Raw genomic sequence first — 16,095 nt, forward strand, 5'->3', positions numbered from 1 at the left:
AACCCATTCGATCACGTCGCCGGTTGATCACCGTCCGAACAGGGTGGGGAATTTTACTTCGACACTTCTGGGGAAATTACGTCCGAGGTTGACACACACTACGGGCAGGCCTGAAGCCATATGAAACCGGATGGAAATCGCTCTCCCATATCGGCTCCATCGCCATCAGCATGGCCCGTTGCACGATCCGATCCCGCAGGCTCGGAATGCCAAGCGGCCTGAGCTTGCCGTTCGCTTTCGGTATATACACGCGTCGTGCAGGCAGCGGACTATACGAGCCCGCCAACAGCTCTTCGCGTATCGTCGCCAATTCATGCTGGAGATTTGCTTCCAGCATGCGTCTGTCGACTCCGTCCACGCCCGGCGTGCGAGCTCCACTGGATGCCAGCGTAATGCGAACCGCTTCACTCAGCCAATCTCTATCGGCAATCAGTCTCAGGAGTCGATCGAACTTGCGCTCTTTGTTCTCCGTCGACCATGTCGCCAGTTTGCTCTGCATTTCACTGATTATCAAAGGTCTTCACCTCTCTATGGTCAGCTAATTAACCAAGCAAACCACTTCAACTGCCTCCCTTCGCCATGTAGCCGGCTTTCCCGACCTCGGACTACTACGGAGGCTCCGCCAGTCTGCACGTCATCGGGGGCACACTCCCTTGGCATCCGTGCAGACCTTCCCCAGTTCACATGCTGGACTCAACGCATGGGCAAGGTTGCCTGTCGCAGTCTTTACCCTTGCTTGCCGCAAGTCGTCGCGAACACCACGGTCTAGCTGCGCGCTCCCCGTGGTCCCATGCTGACCAGCTTACATATCCAATCGGCATTCGTGCCGCCGGGCCATACGTGTGACCGGCGCCAGTTCGCGTCCTGCCCGTAAAGCGGTGTGGGCAGGGGTGACATTCCAACCCTCAGATGCGGTTTAACAGGTTCGTGTTCCTCAACCGTCCCATGCTCAGCCTGGAGGCTCATCTTGGCGTAACCGCTTCGCCGCAAGCCCCGTTTCCCACGGACTACGTCACCTTGCCAGTGTCAGCAAGTCACCGCCGCTTCGGCTCACTTCCTCTCGCAGCAGAGGAAGGGCATGCCCCGGTACTGCAACGTCAACTCCTCCGGGTCCTGCATTCCAAACATGCTCAAGCAGCTTCACCCCCGTACGGGCGGGCTACGCTGGCTGGGCGTACCATACGTAAAATCCGACACCCAGAGCTGATTCGGTCGGTCAGCCTTGAACTGCCGGTTGACTCGGTCCAGCGGGCGCGGCGCGCTCACATCGGCAATCGTCGTGCGAACACGCTTACCGCGAACTGCGCCACGCAAGCCCTGCAGCTTCATCAACCGTCCGACCGGGCAGCGTGCCACCGCAATGCCTTCCCGGTTCATCTGCTTCCAGACCTTCGGCACGCCGTAGACCTGCATGTTGGCCTGCCAGACACGCTTGATCTCCGGTTGCAAAAGCTCATCGCGTTTCGCGCGGGCGCAGCGTTTCGACCGATCGCGAAGTTGTGCTGCATGGCGTCGGTAGCCCGACGGGGCAATCCGCAAGAGCTTGCAGATCGGCTCGACCCCGAAGGTGTCGCGATGCTGATCAATGAAGGCCTTCAGGACTTGAAACGGCGGTCGAGCTCCGCCTGGGCGAAAAATGCGCTCGCCAGTTTGAGAATCTCGTTGGTCCGGCGCAGTTCCTTGACCTCGCGTTCCAAGGCTTTGATGCGTTCACGCTCGGCCGTACTCACGCCATCGCGCTCTCCACGGTCGACCTCGTCGCGCTTAACCCAATCCAACAGCGTCTGCGGCGTGCAGCCGATCATCGGCGCAATCGATTCGACGGCCGCCCACATCGACGGGTGCTCGCTACGCTGCTCGCGTACCAGGCGCACTGCGCGCTCTCGGACTTCCGGGGAAAACTTGTTTGGCTTCTTGTTCATGGCTCCATTCTCTCAAGAGTTGGAGCCTCCACAAAACTCGGGGCGGTTCAGCGTCAGGATTTGATGGAATCACCCCGGGGGCGCACTGTCCCATCTCTAAAAATTATGATTTCGGATCAGCAAAATCACTTTTGCAAATATACAGCACCTGCCTAGACTGAATTGATTTCAGTCGACGCTTTGAATGCGCCTGCCCTTGCAGAATCTCCGCTGGGGTAAGGAGGTTAGGCGACATTTGCTGGCTTTGACTGCGTATCGCTCGGGAGGAGAGTCGAGCGAAAGCCAAACATAGATGGAGGAGGCCGCAATGGCTACAAAGGAAACTTGGCGTGCGCGTTTGGCGCTGCTTATCGCACATGTCGCAGGAATGATCGATCTGGTGGCGTTGCCGGTGTGGATCAGCACCTTGATCACGGGATATCATTTTGATCCGCAACAGGCTGGATCTTTGGTTACTCTTTTCTTGGCAGGAACTGTCACTGCAAGTCTACTCCTTGCTCCGCGGTTTAATAAATTCAATGGCAGGATCATCACAACATTCTCACTCGCCTTGGCGGCTATAGCCTGGGCCGTGGCAACGCAACAAACCCGATTCATCCCAATGGCGCTTTGCCACGCAATAGCTGGGTTCACCGCTGGAACGGCACTGTCTTTTACACATGGCACGATCGGGCGGAGCGTGAACCCACACCGGCTATTCGCGATGGCGGGCGGGGCAATCGGCGTATTCGGCACGATATTCCTTGGGACGGTCCCGAAGCTCGTTGCTACGCAGGGCCGAGAAGTCGTGTTTTTCGCTTTCTGCGGTCTCATGATCTTGGCGAGCGCGACATCGTCCCTTGCATTTCCACGACCAACCGTCGATCGTGACTGCGTTGCGACTGTCGGAGTAAAAAAGCTCAGCCGCGCGGTTTGGGCCGGCATTTTCGGCGTCAGCCTGATGGCTGTCACCCAGTCTATGGTATTCGGATTCTTTCAAGAAATAGGTATTGGACATGGATTCTCCATAGACGCGATTGCCAGTGTGTTGATCGCTCTCGGAATCGTTAACCTGTTTCCGGGTCCTATCGCCGCCCTTCTTGAAAAGATACTGAACTCGGAGCAGGTTGTTCTTGCCGGACCGGTTGTACAGGCTATTCTCGCGCTCGTCATAACCTTGAGCTCTGCTTTCCCTCTCTATGCGATGGCAGGTCCTGTATTTGTGGCAACTATGGTTTTCACTCACACATTCGCATTCGGTCTATTGTCTCGGCTGGACCCTAGCGGGCGGGCCGTTGCCGCGACGCCGGCGATGCTCATGACAGGCGCGGCCATCGGGCCAATCCTTGGGGGAACTCTGATCCAGATATCCGGCTATACCTCGATCGGCTTGGCAGCCTGCGTCTGCGCAACACTTGCGGTTATATCTTTCTCCAAGGCACGGTTCATCCTCAATCCTGTCGTGGCCGCAGGCGAGTAATATCAGTCGTCATTGCACGTGCTGGTTAAAGCGGCCTCGCGGTCTTCCCGACGGCGGGGCCGGCTTTATTCGATGGAGATATAGCAGGCCTCCCAGTTCGCGATCAGGCAGACACTTCGTTCATCACTCGCGCGTGGGCCTCAATCCGTTCAACAAGCCACAGAATTGCAGGATCTCCTCGGCTCGAAGCGCGCCATTGGACGCATTCTTCGAAGGCCGGAAGGGCCGTGGGGATTTCGAATATTCTAAGCGGGTAACGGCTCGCATACGCATGGGCAAGCCGACGATGAAAGATCGCAACCCTTTGCGTCCCCATCAAATAATGTGGCACCAGACTCCATGCTGGAACGGTAACGTCTATCCTTCGGGGCGCAAAAGACCTTTCGAGAAATGTCGCGTCAATCGTCGGCAGGCCGGAATCACCCAGTCGTACAAGGACATGCCGCATAGCTAGAAAAGAATCAATGTCGGCAGCGTTATCTACAGCGTTGTTGTTGGCGCAGGCGATCCCGACGAAATCGTCTGAGAAGAGCGGCCTGAAAGGGTGGTTTTGGGAGAGCGCCTGCTGGGGGCCAAGCAGCAAGTCAATGCGCCCCGTCTCCAACGCGTCACCCGGGAGATCGGCATAGTGATGTAGGTCGAAAGTCATCCCCGGCGCCTCGACTGCGAGCTCACGTAAAACATTCACCAGAAAGATTGTAGCCGCATAGTCCGACACCATTACGGTGAAACTCCGCCGCGCATCCTCCGGCAAAAACCGCGCCTGTACTGCTATACGTGAATGGACGGCCGCAAGTATTTCCTTCGCCGGAACGGAAAGTGTCGCGCCTAGAGGCGTGAGCATCATCTGCTTGCCGTTTTGCGTTAGAAGATCGTCGTTAAAGTATTGCCGCAACCTGTTCAGCGCACCACTCATGCCGGGCTGACTGATATTCAACTTCTCTGCCGCCCTGGTAACGTTGCGTTCACTGAGTATTGCGTCGAGCGCGACGATCAGATTGAGATCCAAGCCATTGAAATGCATGTCATCCCCCAAAAAGCGTTGACCTTTTACGCAGTCGACCACGCCACGCCTCAAGCGCTCGCTCTATCAACTATTCGTACTGGCTATGAAGATACATAAAAGAAATCACTTTTGCAAATGATTTGCACGCCGATACAATATCTTCAAGCGAAAATTTTTGAAGTGTATCGGCTGAAATGCTTCCCGCCGGACACACGCGTTCTGGGAGGAAATATTGAGTATATCTACGACATACGACGTCGTCGCGATCGGTTCGGGGCATAATGGACTCATCGCCGCCGGCTATCTTGCCAAAGCCGGCAAGAGCGTTCTCGTCATTGAGAGGCAACCCTGGCTCGGAGGCGGTGTTGTCACGCGCGAACTGACCGCGCCAGGTTTCTGGCACGATCAGCACAGCACAGCTCACATATTTATCCAGGCCAATCCGGTCCTTGCGAAGGACGAACTTGGTTTGAAATCGCGCTACGGCCTCGAATACATTTATCCCGATCCACCGCATATTTCAGTCTTCGAGGACGGTGAGACGCTGGCGCTTTATACCGATCGGTCAAAGAACTATAAAGCGATCGAACGCTTCTCCAAAGCGGATGCAGAGTCGTTTCTGAAGCTTGCTGAATTGGGCGACCGCATCCTGCCCATGCTTCTGGCTGGACTCTACTCGCCCCCGATACCCAACGGCGCTATGAGTGCAATGCTCGACCAGAGCCGGGAGGGGCGTGAAATTCTGATGATCATGCAGAAAAGCGCCCTCGATATTATAAGAGAGTATTTCGAGAACGACTATATCCGAGTGCATTTTCTAAAGCTGGTCACAGAAAACCTGCAACTCCCTGACGAAATGGGAACTGGAATTGGTCTGTTCATGTTCATTGCCTTTCTTGAACGCTACGGAATTGGCGTAGCCAGAGGCGGCAGCGGTGCGCTGGCAGACGCGCTCGTTGCCCAAATCCGCGATCATGGCGGTACTATTCTCACGGAAACCAAGGTCGAAAAAGTCCTGGTCAAGGGGGGGCGCGCGGTTGGCGTACGGACCGTGATCGGCGAATTTTTCGCAAGAGACTGCGTGATCGGTGCACTGCACCCCCATCGTCTGCATTCGTATATCGACAATCTCGACCCGTACGTCGATAGGGCCGCGCGCAAAACCCGGCCGGCGGCATTCAGCGCATTTGTCGTTCATGGTGCGCTCAAGGAGCCCGCGAGATTCGCGGCTGGCGACCATGTGAACGGCACGATTATCACGGAGCTGCTGCCGACTAGGCTCGACCATTTGCGACGGTCCTTTGACGAGTTACGCTACGGCGTACTGCCTGAAAGGCCGCTTTTTGGGGGAAATTGCCCGTCCAATGTCGATCCGTCGAGAGCGCCTACGGGAAACGCGACGTTTTTGATGTTCTCCTATGCGCCCTATGACCTTAAGGACGGCGGCTCCGCGCGGTGGGACAGCTATAAGGAAGAATATGCCGATTGGCTTTGCGAGAAAGCTGGAGCATACATCACCAATCTCGGCAAGGATAATTTTATTGCCCGTGCGGTTTACAGTCCCCTCGATTTGGAACGCGATTCGGAAAGTTTTCAAAAGGGCGATATTCACGGTATCGCGCCTTATTCCTACCAATTCGGATCGCACCGGCCGACCCCCGACCTTGGCGGTCTAACGGTTCCCGGCATCGAACGCCTATTCCTCGTCGGTCCCTTCATGCATCCGGGGGGCGGCGTATTCGGCGCAGGCAGAGCCGCCGCGATGAGGGCTTTTGAGGCGATCGGGCTCGACTTCGACAAGGTAAGCGCGGCATGAAAATCTTCACCACAGACAAGACCGAACTCATGACGATCAGCTCGATTGAGTCAAAGGATGCCGACTTACTGATCAAAGGCAAGATATTTGGCGCGATGCCCATGTCTGCCGTCATTACGCCAGAACAGGCGAGATTAGCTTTGCGGCTCCTAACGCCGCGGTTGATCTGGTTTTTGTTGTCGCTGCCGTTCAAGCGTACCCAGGGAGAGAAGAAATGAGCCTGTCTAGAACGATGCTGTCGGTCCGCTTTCACCAGACGGGAGGGCCCGAGGTTCTGCGCGTGGAAACTCTGGCCCGTCCCGAACCACAAAAGGGTGAGGTGATTGTCCGGGTACTCGCTGCAGGTGTCAACTATGCCGATCTGGTCAGGCGGCGCGGCGACCATTATCCGGTCCCTACCCCGCTGCCCTTCAATCCAGGCTGTGAATTTGCCGGAATCATCGAAGATTGCGGCGAAGGCGTAGATAGGTCACGGATCGGGGAGTCGGTCATCGGTGCCAATATCCAAGGCGGCGCTTATGCTGATTACATCGCCGTCGAGGCCAAGACTCTCATGCCGTGGTTCGAGGGTCTTTCACTCGAACAGGCGGCAATGCTTCCCATCCAAGGCCTGACGGCATATCTGGCTCTGACAGATGCCGGCATGTTGACGAAAAACGACACAGTGTTTGTGCAGGGCGCAACGGGCGGCGTCGGCTCTTTGATCGTACGGATTGCTAAGGCACTAGGTGCCAAACGCGTCATCGCCGGCGTCGGCCATGAAAGCAAGATCCGTCTGGCTTTAGCCGCCGGCGCAGAAGCGGTGGTCGATTATTCCAAATCGGACTGGGTCGACGCCTTGCGGGCAGCCAGTGGTGGCTTTGGCGTCGATCTCGTCATGGATGCCACCTCGGGAGGCATTCTAGAAAGGGGAATCGATTGCCTTGTACCGAACGGTCGTGCCGTGGTCTACGGCCATGCCGCACCGACAGACAACCCCGTAAACGTCACCAGATTGCTGGAGGGCAATCTCCGTGTCACGGGCTTCTTTCTAGGCTACTACCATGTGAACAGACCAGACATCGTAGTTGCAGCTTTAAAAAGCTTAGAAGACCTTATCAAACGCGGCGAACTCGATCTTGTGCCGGCAAAAGTGCTGCCCTTCGCCAAAGCCGAAGAGGCCCATCGCTTGATGGAGCAACGAAACAGCGAAGGCAAGATCATTCTGGTGCCGTCGAATCGGATGGAGGACCAAAATGGCTGACGATCTCGACGGCAAGGTGGTTATAGTCACCGGCGCAACATCAGGAATCGGTTTCGCCACCGCTCTTGCGTTCGCTGAAAAGGGGGCGCGGCTTATCCTGAGCGGACGCGCGTCGGTGGACCCCATTGTCACACAATGCCGCATGCAGGGGGCGGAGGCTTTCGGTTTGTCCGGCGATCTTGCAAACGAGGAATTGAGCCGCAACCTCGTAGAGGAGGCCATGAGCCGATTTGGAACGGTGAATATTCTGATTAACAACGCTGGTTTCGGGACTTCCGGCGGCGTCGAGACTGTGGAGGAAAGTCAGTTGCGCGCGGTCTGGGACGTTAACTTCCTCGCTGCCTTTCGCATGTCGCGCCTTGTCATTCCCCTCATACGTCAGCACGGCGGCGGCGCAATTTTGTTTACAACTGCGCTTGCCGGCATGTACGGCATGGCCAACGCACTTGCCTATTCGACCAGCAAGGCTGCCGTCATCAATCTTTGCAAGGCCATGGCGATGGAGGTCAGCCGCGACGGCATCACCTGCAATTGCGTGAGCCCCGGCCCCGTCGATACGCCAATGCTGCAGGAAGCAATCGATGCCTATGGGATTTCGCGCGAAGAGTTCCGGGCGTCTTCCCCAACCGGCCGTATTGCCACGGCGCAAGATGTCGCCAATGCGTTGTTATTTCTGTCATCTGGCGCAGCCCGCTCGATCAACGGTCATGTCTTGGTTGTCGATAACGGCATGTATGCGGGCATGTTTACTCCAAGGCTTATCTGAGGCGATACGTTTAAACGCACCAAACGATAAAATTGTCAAATTGGAGTATTCAATTGAGTGAGAAAATACAGTTTAACAAAGAAATAGCCCTGGATTTTCACCGCCGCGCCTTTGTTGAAAAAGATCCGGCTTCGGCTATCAGCGCACATGTCAGTTCTGTCTATACACAACACAATCCACAGGTGGCTGACGGTCCAGAAGGATTTGTCAGCTTTGTCGAGGGTTTTCATCAACACTTTCCGGATTTCAAAATCGAGATCAAACGCACAATCGCCGAAGGTGATCTCGTAGCGATACATTTTTGTGCCTATTTGGACAACGAGGACCGTGGGACTGCCGGAGTCGATATATTTCGAATTGAAAGGGGTAAGGTGGTTGAACATTGGGACATTCTTCAGCCCATTCCTGAGCAGGCCGCCAATTCAAACGGCATGTTCTAAGCGGGCTTGTCGCAGACCATTTCGTGCGTCGAAGCCCCTCGGCCGTCGTCAGCCTGTCTAGACTTTGTTAACCTCTTGAAGTCCGAAGAGGTAGGCAGGATCGACAGACGACCCAGGTCCAGGCGGGTGGCAGTATCCTTGTGATCGCTTGACGATGCAATCTGCAGCACCCTGCAACTCGGCGCGACCTCGAACACGCCGCGATGTCGAAGAATTGGATCATCATTTGAAGGGGTGGTCGAGCCAAGGGTCACAGTTCTACGACGCGGTCCTCCTAAATCAGCGGTGGACCGTCGAAATAGTCGCGCAGCCGACCCAACGCCTAGCTCATTGCCGATAGGCGATGAGCTAGGCGTTGGGTGAAACGGTTAACAGGGATGGGCGTGTCGAGCGCGATCATAGGTTGAAATAAAGCCTTTCCAACGACATTGAAACTTATTAGATATTTGGCTTGTAAGTATAAGGATTTAAAATAAGAAATTTTTGAGCGCCTCGATTTCCTCTGGATCTTTCATCAAAAGACGTTCAGCAAGCTTGCGAAGGCATTGAGCTCGTCGAAACGGGAGAGAGCATGATATTCGAGTATTTTATGGCCAACTATTTCTGGTACTCCTCCACCTGTTGATCCCTTGCGATTAGAATGGCAGCGACATCCGGCCCCATCGGCCCTTCTGCCTGCATCGATTGCAGCTGTGGCTGCCATATTTTGATTCCGACTTCTTCTGGCATTTCAACAGTCCGTTCCGCTGTTACTTCGGAATTGGGGACAACATAGACAAACAGGGCAACAGATGGGAGGCGCGCGAGGCGCCCATTGGGCCGGGAAGCTTTGCAGATCGTGCCGGTCGAAATCCGGTCGAATTGGGCAGCCGGCGGACCACGGGGACGTCAAGGGCCGAAGCAGCTTCAGTCCAAGTGATAATGGCATCCGCATAATTTTGGGAGGAGCAAGAATGAATGGCTACGTAGGGAAGAGGGTTGCGATCGTTGGTGCCGGACCTGGAGGGGTTTCGGCCGCGATCGCATTTAGAAAAGCCAACTACGAGGTCCGGCTTTATGAGCAGAATCCGGAGCCCAAACCGCTAGGCGGTGCTGTGCTGCTTTCAGTGCCCGTTCTTGCGGTGCTGCGTTACTACGGCATTGACGTGGTCAATAATTTTGGCCTTAAGACGCGCGTCCAGTTCCGCAATCCCAAGGGAGAGGTCCGCGTGGACCTGCCGTTCAACAAGTCCGTCGAGAAGGCAATGGGCATCGAGGGCTGGCACTACGGCATCCTTCGGTCGTCCGCCTACGCAAAGATGGTCGATGCTCTCAACGTTCTTGATCCTGATGTCATCACGCCAGACCACAGGTTCGTCGCCTATGAGGAGCGTGGCAACGAGATCGTTGTCAAGTTCGATAACGGCAATGAGATTGCGGTCGATTTGCTGGTCGGTGCCGATGGCATCCGTTCACGGGTATCTCAGCAGGCTCTGGGCAGTCTCGACCTGTTTCATGTTGGTTTGCGAGTTTGGCTCGCTTGGTGTGAGGACATTGCCGAACTGCCTAAGGACATCGGCGCTCTGCATCACGGCCGTAACGTGCAGGCGAGCTACTTTCCCATGAAGCATGAAGGCAAGCCGGGCTTCGAATGGTGGATCGTCGAGAGGTCCTCGGAAGTTGCGGCGGCGCCGGCCGATTCGGAACGTCACATCCGTGCCCTGCTGGCACCCTTTGCCTATCCCATGAACCTCTTTGCCGACCGGACGGATTTTTCGAAGCAGATCTTCCGATGGGAGGTCTACAATCGTCCTTCGCTGATGAAATGGTCGAAAGGACGTGTCGTCTGTCTCGGTGACGCTGTACATCCCGTTTCACCCTATGCAGCCTATGGCATGGGTATGGCCATCGAAGACGGCTACTTTCTAGCCCGCGCCATTGGCACGAGCGATCTGTCGGACGGGCTCACCGTGCAGCGTTCGATCGCGACATTCGAGGCGGAGCGCGTTGCCTATTGCAACCATCAGGTTGAGTTTGCCCGCAAGCTCGGCAACATTTTCCATAAGGCACCGGCGCCACTTGCCTGGCTGCGAGACCAGGTATTCGACCGCACGGGCCTACTCCAATCCATGGTGGAGAGAGATTATCTTGCGGATGCGGAGCGGATGTCGATGTCCTTGAAGGAGTTCCATGTTTGAACAGGCCTAGTTGCTCGAAGAAGGCAGTCACCAAATCTCCCTCTGCCATGCCTACGATGTCGCGGAATGGAAGGCGTGCGGCCTTGCCATGTCACCCGCCGCGCGACGCAAGATGATCCTGACGCTGCACGAGGGCCGGCTTTTCGGCTTGCTCGATGTCTGGCAGGCGGCACGTCGATGGCCTGGAGATCGGATGCCGATCTCAATTGCGCAGGCACGCATCTCGCGTGCCGTTCGCATGGCGCGCTGTTCGATCTTGAACTCATCAGATACGGTTTGCCGCTCATCCTGACCTCCTCGGTTGCCGTAAATTATGGCTCGAAGATGTCTACGAAAGGCTGGTCGGTCCAAAGGTTGCGATCTACAACGTTTTGGTCGAGGAGGTGCTGGAGGCCTCAGGCAAAGTGGTGGACGCCGCGACGCGGCACCTCACCGACCTAGCCGAGCGATTGAGTGCCGGCCTGCAGTACACGTTGCTTCAGGCCCACGCCGATCCTCTTTGGGGCAAGTTCCTGTCCAGCTCGTTGATGCGTCCGGCCTCCGCGGCCAATGGCTTGGGTCGATTCTTTTTGCGGGATGTTTTAGACGGGCTCGCGCAACAGCGCTTCAAGGCGGAGGACCTACCCATGAGCGTCGTGGCCATTGTCGGCACGCTCCATGCCATGCTGAGGGGCGAACGAGAGGAGATGCAGATGGCGCTTGGTCACCTCGGGCAAGGCCAGATCGATGGCTCCGCTGCAGCCGAAGAAGACATGAACCTGATTCGGCGCACAACTGCGTTGATGCTGCGGATACTGGGGATCCCGGCAGAAGCGTCCGTGGCGCTGATTCATAAGCCATTGCCGCGATCATAAGCCATTGCCGCGAATCAGCGGCTTCGCACGTTTTTTTGAACGAGACTCAGTAGCGGATGAAGACGCACCCACGAAAGCTGCGAGCTACTCTTGGGCGGGTGAGTGAGTTTGGCACCGATACCGAGGAGTCCCGGCATCTGCCTTAGACGCGCCCACGCGAAGGGAGAACGACGACATTTCCGCAGGCTGCCGCCTGTAGCATTGCAGCCTCCGTAAGCGCGAAATTCTCAGCACCTAGCAGGCTGTTGAAATTCGGAACGGTGTAAGCGGGTGTTGCGAGCGGCGCGTTAGAGATATCGTGTTCATGACCTTGGACAGATAAGAGCGATGCGCGGAATGGACGAGATGCAGCAACCGCTGTTCACTACGGTGAAGCTGGAAGAGTTCGTGCTGGCCGACCACCCGTTGCGGCCGCTCCGGCTGCTGGTCAATCAGGCGCTGAAGCGGCTCAATGGGCTGTTCGGCACGATCTACGCGGACAGCGGGCGCGCCTCGATTGTGGCCGAGAAGCTGTTGCGCGCGTTGCTGCTGCGGGTGCTGTACTCGGTGCGCAGCGAGCGCATGCTGATGGAGCAAATGCGCTACAACCTGCTGCTCCGCTGGTTCGTCAGCCTCGCCATCGAAGAGCCAGGCATCCGCAGGCGTCGATCGCCAAGTACGGCGAGCCGCGCCTGACACCCGTGTCCCTGCGATGATCGCGCAGGCGGCCGGCGCGTGGGCGACCGCAACGCCGGCGCCGGATCACCCGGTCGGCCGTTGGTTCCGGCCACTGGTGGCGGAGCGGCTGGCCGGCGAGGGCGTCGTAACGCTCGGTGAGCTCGTCGCGTTCTGCAATCGGACGCGGCGGCGGCTGGTTGCGGTCGGTGCCGCACATCGGTGCCGGCCAGGCGCGCGTGCTGGTCGCGCGGCGTCGCGGCCTCGCGAGATGCATCGACATCTTGCGCATGGTATCGAATGCGCTACAATTTGGTATCAATTGATACTTTTGCGGGGAGTTGCTATGTCACTCGTTACCCCTGAAGCCGTGGCTGCGGTCATGGAACTGCGGCCTGTCCCGCACACGCTCGCGGAGCTCGAGGCGCTCGTGCGTGACGGCCTGCCAAAGTCAGCGCTGCGCGCCGGCGTTGAACATGCGACGCAAGGTGCAGACGCCCGGCGCGCGCTGCTCGCCCGCATCATCCCCGAGGCAACCTACAAGCGTCGCCGCGATCGGCTGACGCAAGACGAATCGGAAAAAACCGAGCGCTTGGCCCGGATCGTGGCGACGACCACCTACGTCTGGAACGATGAAGAGGATGCACGCGAATTCCTGGCGACGCCCCACCCCGAACTGGAGGGGCGGGCCCCGCTCGATGTCGCGCTGACCGAACTCGGTGCGCGCCGGGTCGAAGAGCTGCTCTGGAAGTTGTTCTATGGGCTGCCGGCATGAAGTTGTTTCGCATCGCTGACACACGACACACGATCTGGAGCGGCACCGGTGCGATGCTGGTTGGTGGCCGCTTCAACAGTCCTGGTCGGCCCGTCATCTATGCGGCGTCGACTTTCGCAGGTGCGATGCTCGAGGTGCTCGTGCACGCGCGCATCGGCAAGGTTCCGAAGACGCACGGCTGGGTTGAGGCAACCGTTCCCGACGACGTCCTCGTCGAACGCCATTCAGCAGAGACGTTGCCGCTTGGATGGGATGCGGCCGCATTGCAGGCGGCACGGCAGTTCGGCGACGCTTGGCTGACCGAATCGCGTACAGCGCTCCTGATCGTCTCTTCCGTCGTTGTCCGCGCCGAGTTCAACGTGCTGGTGAATCCCGCGCATCCCGACGCGACGCGAATCGTCGTGACCGATCCGCAACCTGTAGTGTGGGACGAACGCCTCTTTTTGATGCCACCGGCCGGGCGATCATAGATTCACGATGGTGGTCTGCTAACCTTACCTCGACACCATTTTCCTGGAGACAGGAATGACTACGGCGTTGCTTTTGGTTTCATTCGCACGCCCACCCAGTTTCCCGCCAGAGTGGGTTCCCAAGCCGCTCGCGCTGTTCGTGGCGAACTGTGTGCCGGGATTGAATAAGCGTCAGTTGCTCGCTCGCACCGCGCGGCTCGGTTGGAAGCCGATGTGGGAGCCCGTTCCGAAGCTGAAGCGAGACGACATCGAGGCGTATGGCCTCGGGCTCACAATCGACGGGGTGGGGGTACCGCTTATTGCACGCATGCGCAGAGCTGCAAAGGACGTGTTATCGGTCAAGGTGCCAGAGCGGTAGCGTCATGGCGCCCTTCGTCCATCTTTGCGACGGCCTTTTTCAGCAGCCCGCGCAACCAAGTGAGCCCGGGGTCCGAGGTCCGATGCTTGTGCCATTGCATCGCCTGCTCCACCGTCGGGACCGGCACCGGCACCTCACGCAGCACGATCGGCAGGCTGCGCGCGGCCTCTTCGGCGAGCCGCCGGTGCATGGTGGCGATCCGGTTCGTGCCGGCCAGCAGGTGAGCCGGCGACACGAAGCTGTACGTATTCGCCTCGACGCGCCTCACGACGCCGAGCCGCTGCATGAACCAGTCTTCGAGTGTCGTCTGTGCGTCGCTGACCTGCACGACGATGTGCCCGGCCGCCATGTAGCGCTCGGTCGTCATCTCGCCCTTCGAGAGGGGGCTGTGGTTCCACACCACACAGCAGTAGGTTTCCTCGAGCAGCACCTCGGCCGGATGCTCGGTCGAGCAATACTCTTTGGGGATGATCAGTAGATCCGCTTCACCGCGCTCCAGCACGCGGTGGGGATAGGCAACCTGCGGGCGCAGCTCGAATCGGATGCCGGGTGCTTCCTTGTAAGCGAGCGTGAATAGGTGCGGCATTAGCGTCGTCATCGTGTAGTCCGAGACGAACAGGCGGAACAGGCGATTCGCTTGTGCCGGTACGAATTCGGGCTGGGCCGCTACCGTCGCGTCGACGCGCACGAGGATGTCGCGCACAGCGTCCTTGAGCGCGTCGGCGCGCGGCGTCGGCTCCATTTTGCGCCCGACCTGCACGAGCAGTTCGTCTTTGAAGTATTCGCGCAACCGTGAAAGCGCGTTACTCGTCGCCGACTGGCTCAGGTGGATCTTTTCGGCCGCACGGCTGATGTTCTGTTCGCTCAAGAGCGCGTCGAGCGCCACGAGCAAGTTGAGGTCGAGCTTGTTGAACCGCATGCGTGCTGTCTCCATTCTCCTAATCGCTGCCGCGTTACCTCGCGCGCATACGGTATCAGGGTTTAACCTGAGAGTATTGACGCCGTCGATATCGGCAATGGATCGAATCCATTTTTAGGATACGTCAGCCTATTTTAACCTAGCCACATCTCGAAGCGACGGCAGCCGACGCATCGCATTGGGAGGCCAGCGTCAGGGCATTTTCGGATCGAACGTATCGCTGTACGTCGGCCGTCTGCACCGCGCTTCCACTATTAGAAGAGATGCCAGGCGGCGCAAACGCGCCCCTAGGAGGAGACAGCATGTCCACGAAACTGATCGCAGCCGTCGTCGGTTGCGCCGTGTTGGCCACGGGTTCGATGAAAGAAGCACAGGCATTCGAAGGTGGTGTTTCACCGTATGCGGCCGGCGCGGTGGGTACGAATATCGCCAACCTGCCGCCGATCCCAGGCCTGTTTGCGCTGGAACAGTTCAACTACAGCTTTGCGAACGGCCTCTATGGCAACGACGGCAAGAAACTGCCGATTCCGTTCCATACGTCGGCGTTTTTGGAAGTCACTCGTCTGCTGGCGGCGTATCCGTTCCACCTCCTTGGCGCAAACGTCTATACGCAGCTGATCATTCCCGTTGTGTCATTGCATAGCACCGTCTTCGGGCAGTCGAGTACGCAGAACGGCCTCGCCAACATCACGCTGACGCCTGTGTTGCTGCAATGGAATCTCTTGCCGAACCTGACGATTGCGTCGGGCATCGATGTTGCATTCGAGACCGGTTCCTATAGCCCGGTCAAGTCGAGCGTCGCGCTGGGTTACACCTCGGTGCAGCCGTTGATCGCGATTCGCTATAACGTTCCCAACGGAATCGACGTCGCGCTCGCGAACCGCTTGCTGTTCAATCAGAAGAATGGCACGACGGACTACAGATCGGGCGACGGTTACGTCGCCGAGTTCAACGCCGGCTGGAACTTCGGCCCCTGGAAGCCCGGCGTGGTCGGCGCGTACCTGAACCAATTCAGCGACGACAAGGTGGGCGGCGTGAGAGTGGGCAATCGCATGCGGACCTTAGGCATCGGGCCGTCGATCGTGTACGACGCCAGAAGCTGGAGCGTCAACCTCAATTATCAGCAAGGCATCTATGCCGCAAACACGGCCAAGAGCAGCAGTGTCTGGCTGAACATCGGCATCCCGTTGTGGGCCGGCTTCGGGCACAAGGGCTAAGCATCGTCTCGCGGGCCGG

General features: G+C 57.8%; 15 protein-coding genes, 3 pseudogenes and 1 other annotated feature. Of the genes and pseudogenes, 14 read left to right on the plus strand and 4 right to left on the minus strand.

Annotated features, from left to right (window positions below):
- Positions 1–76: 76 nt before the first annotated feature.
- The gene (locus ABIC51_RS36140) at positions 77–499 is read right to left on the minus strand and encodes a reverse transcriptase domain-containing protein (protein WP_436408439.1); all 423 of its coding nucleotides are present in this window, start codon (positions 497–499) and stop codon (positions 77–79) included.
- Positions 500–1,179: 680 nt separating this feature from the next.
- A pseudogene (locus ABIC51_RS36145) lies at positions 1,180–1,922 on the minus strand (IS3 family transposase); the annotation flags it as partial.
- Positions 1,525–1,641 (minus strand) — a sequence feature (AL1L pseudoknot). It overlaps the preceding pseudogene by 117 nt.
- Before the next feature lie 307 nt (positions 1,923–2,229).
- Between ABIC51_RS36145 and ABIC51_RS36150 the strand changes: the two are divergent.
- Positions 2,230–3,381 (plus strand): MFS transporter, encoded by a 1,152-nt coding sequence (locus ABIC51_RS36150; RefSeq protein WP_109343225.1) that lies wholly within the window; start codon positions 2,230–2,232, stop codon positions 3,379–3,381.
- A 103-nt stretch (positions 3,382–3,484) separates the two neighbouring features.
- On the opposite strand, the gene ABIC51_RS36155 is transcribed toward ABIC51_RS36150, so the two are convergent.
- Positions 3,485–4,447, minus strand: coding sequence for a LysR family transcriptional regulator (locus ABIC51_RS36155; protein ID WP_124550189.1), 963 nt, complete (start codon positions 4,445–4,447; stop codon positions 3,485–3,487).
- 172 nt (positions 4,448–4,619) lie between these two features.
- On the opposite strand from ABIC51_RS36155, the gene ABIC51_RS36160 reads away from it, so the two are divergent.
- The 12 genes and pseudogenes from ABIC51_RS36160 (at position 4,620) to ABIC51_RS36215 (ending at position 13,940) form a co-directional block, all read left to right on the plus strand.
- Positions 4,620–6,203: a phytoene desaturase family protein gene (locus tag ABIC51_RS36160; protein WP_275905670.1), complete on the plus strand. Its 1,584-nt coding sequence runs from the start codon at positions 4,620–4,622 to the stop codon at positions 6,201–6,203.
- Positions 6,200–6,421: a hypothetical protein gene (locus ABIC51_RS36165; protein WP_175976985.1), complete on the plus strand. Its 222-nt coding sequence runs from the start codon at positions 6,200–6,202 to the stop codon at positions 6,419–6,421. The genes ABIC51_RS36160 and ABIC51_RS36165 overlap by 4 nt, the downstream gene beginning before the upstream one ends.
- Positions 6,418–7,446 carry a quinone oxidoreductase family protein gene (locus tag ABIC51_RS36170; protein ID WP_275905671.1) on the plus strand — a complete coding sequence of 343 codons (1,029 nt, stop codon included), beginning with the start codon at positions 6,418–6,420 and terminating at the stop codon, positions 7,444–7,446. Before ABIC51_RS36165 ends, ABIC51_RS36170 begins: the two co-directional genes overlap by 4 nt.
- The gene (locus tag ABIC51_RS36175) at positions 7,439–8,212 is read left to right on the plus strand and encodes an SDR family NAD(P)-dependent oxidoreductase (RefSeq protein ID WP_275905672.1); all 774 of its coding nucleotides are present in this window, start codon (positions 7,439–7,441) and stop codon (positions 8,210–8,212) included. The genes ABIC51_RS36170 and ABIC51_RS36175 overlap by 8 nt, the downstream gene beginning before the upstream one ends.
- A 53-nt stretch (positions 8,213–8,265) precedes the next feature.
- A complete protein-coding gene (locus tag ABIC51_RS36180; protein ID WP_204496269.1) occupies positions 8,266–8,652 on the plus strand; it encodes a nuclear transport factor 2 family protein in 387 nt (128 codons plus the stop codon).
- A 953-nt stretch (positions 8,653–9,605) separates the two neighbouring features.
- Complete coding sequence (locus tag ABIC51_RS36185) at positions 9,606–10,829, plus strand: FAD-dependent oxidoreductase (RefSeq protein ID WP_175976989.1); 1,224 nt, start codon at positions 9,606–9,608, stop codon at positions 10,827–10,829.
- Positions 10,830–11,236: 407 nt separating this feature from the next.
- Positions 11,237–11,683 (plus strand): hypothetical protein, encoded by a 447-nt coding sequence (locus ABIC51_RS36190; RefSeq protein ID WP_354006953.1) that lies wholly within the window; start codon positions 11,237–11,239, stop codon positions 11,681–11,683.
- Between the two features lie 336 nt (positions 11,684–12,019).
- Positions 12,020–12,310, plus strand: a pseudogene (locus tag ABIC51_RS36195) (transposase); the annotation flags it as partial.
- A 5-nt stretch (positions 12,311–12,315) separates the two neighbouring features.
- Positions 12,316–12,588: pseudogene (locus tag ABIC51_RS36200) on the plus strand (phage integrase family protein); the annotation flags it as partial.
- A 95-nt stretch (positions 12,589–12,683) separates the two neighbouring features.
- Complete coding sequence (locus tag ABIC51_RS36205; RefSeq protein WP_109343208.1) at positions 12,684–13,112, plus strand: Xre family toxin-antitoxin system antitoxin; 429 nt, start codon at positions 12,684–12,686, stop codon at positions 13,110–13,112.
- Positions 13,109–13,582 carry an RES family NAD+ phosphorylase gene (locus ABIC51_RS36210; RefSeq protein WP_109343207.1) on the plus strand — a complete coding sequence of 158 codons (474 nt, stop codon included), beginning with the start codon at positions 13,109–13,111 and terminating at the stop codon, positions 13,580–13,582. Before ABIC51_RS36205 ends, ABIC51_RS36210 begins: the two co-directional genes overlap by 4 nt.
- 55 nt (positions 13,583–13,637) lie before the next feature.
- Positions 13,638–13,940, plus strand: coding sequence for a hypothetical protein (locus ABIC51_RS36215; protein WP_175976992.1), 303 nt, complete (start codon positions 13,638–13,640; stop codon positions 13,938–13,940).
- Here ABIC51_RS36215 and ABIC51_RS36220 read toward each other — a convergent pair.
- Positions 13,921–14,859 carry a LysR family transcriptional regulator gene (locus tag ABIC51_RS36220; RefSeq protein ID WP_275905674.1) on the minus strand — a complete coding sequence of 313 codons (939 nt, stop codon included), beginning with the start codon at positions 14,857–14,859 and terminating at the stop codon, positions 13,921–13,923. The genes ABIC51_RS36215 and ABIC51_RS36220 overlap by 20 nt on opposite strands.
- A 302-nt stretch (positions 14,860–15,161) precedes the next feature.
- Between ABIC51_RS36220 and ABIC51_RS36225 the strand changes: the two genes are divergently transcribed.
- On the plus strand, positions 15,162–16,076 hold the full coding sequence (locus ABIC51_RS36225) for a SphA family protein (RefSeq protein WP_175684209.1): 915 nt from the start codon (positions 15,162–15,164) through the stop codon (positions 16,074–16,076).
- Positions 16,077–16,095 lie beyond the last annotated feature (19 nt).

Source organism: Burkholderia sp. 572 (assembly GCF_040545135.1).
Lineage (GTDB): Bacteria > Pseudomonadota > Gammaproteobacteria > Burkholderiales > Burkholderiaceae > Burkholderia > Burkholderia cepacia.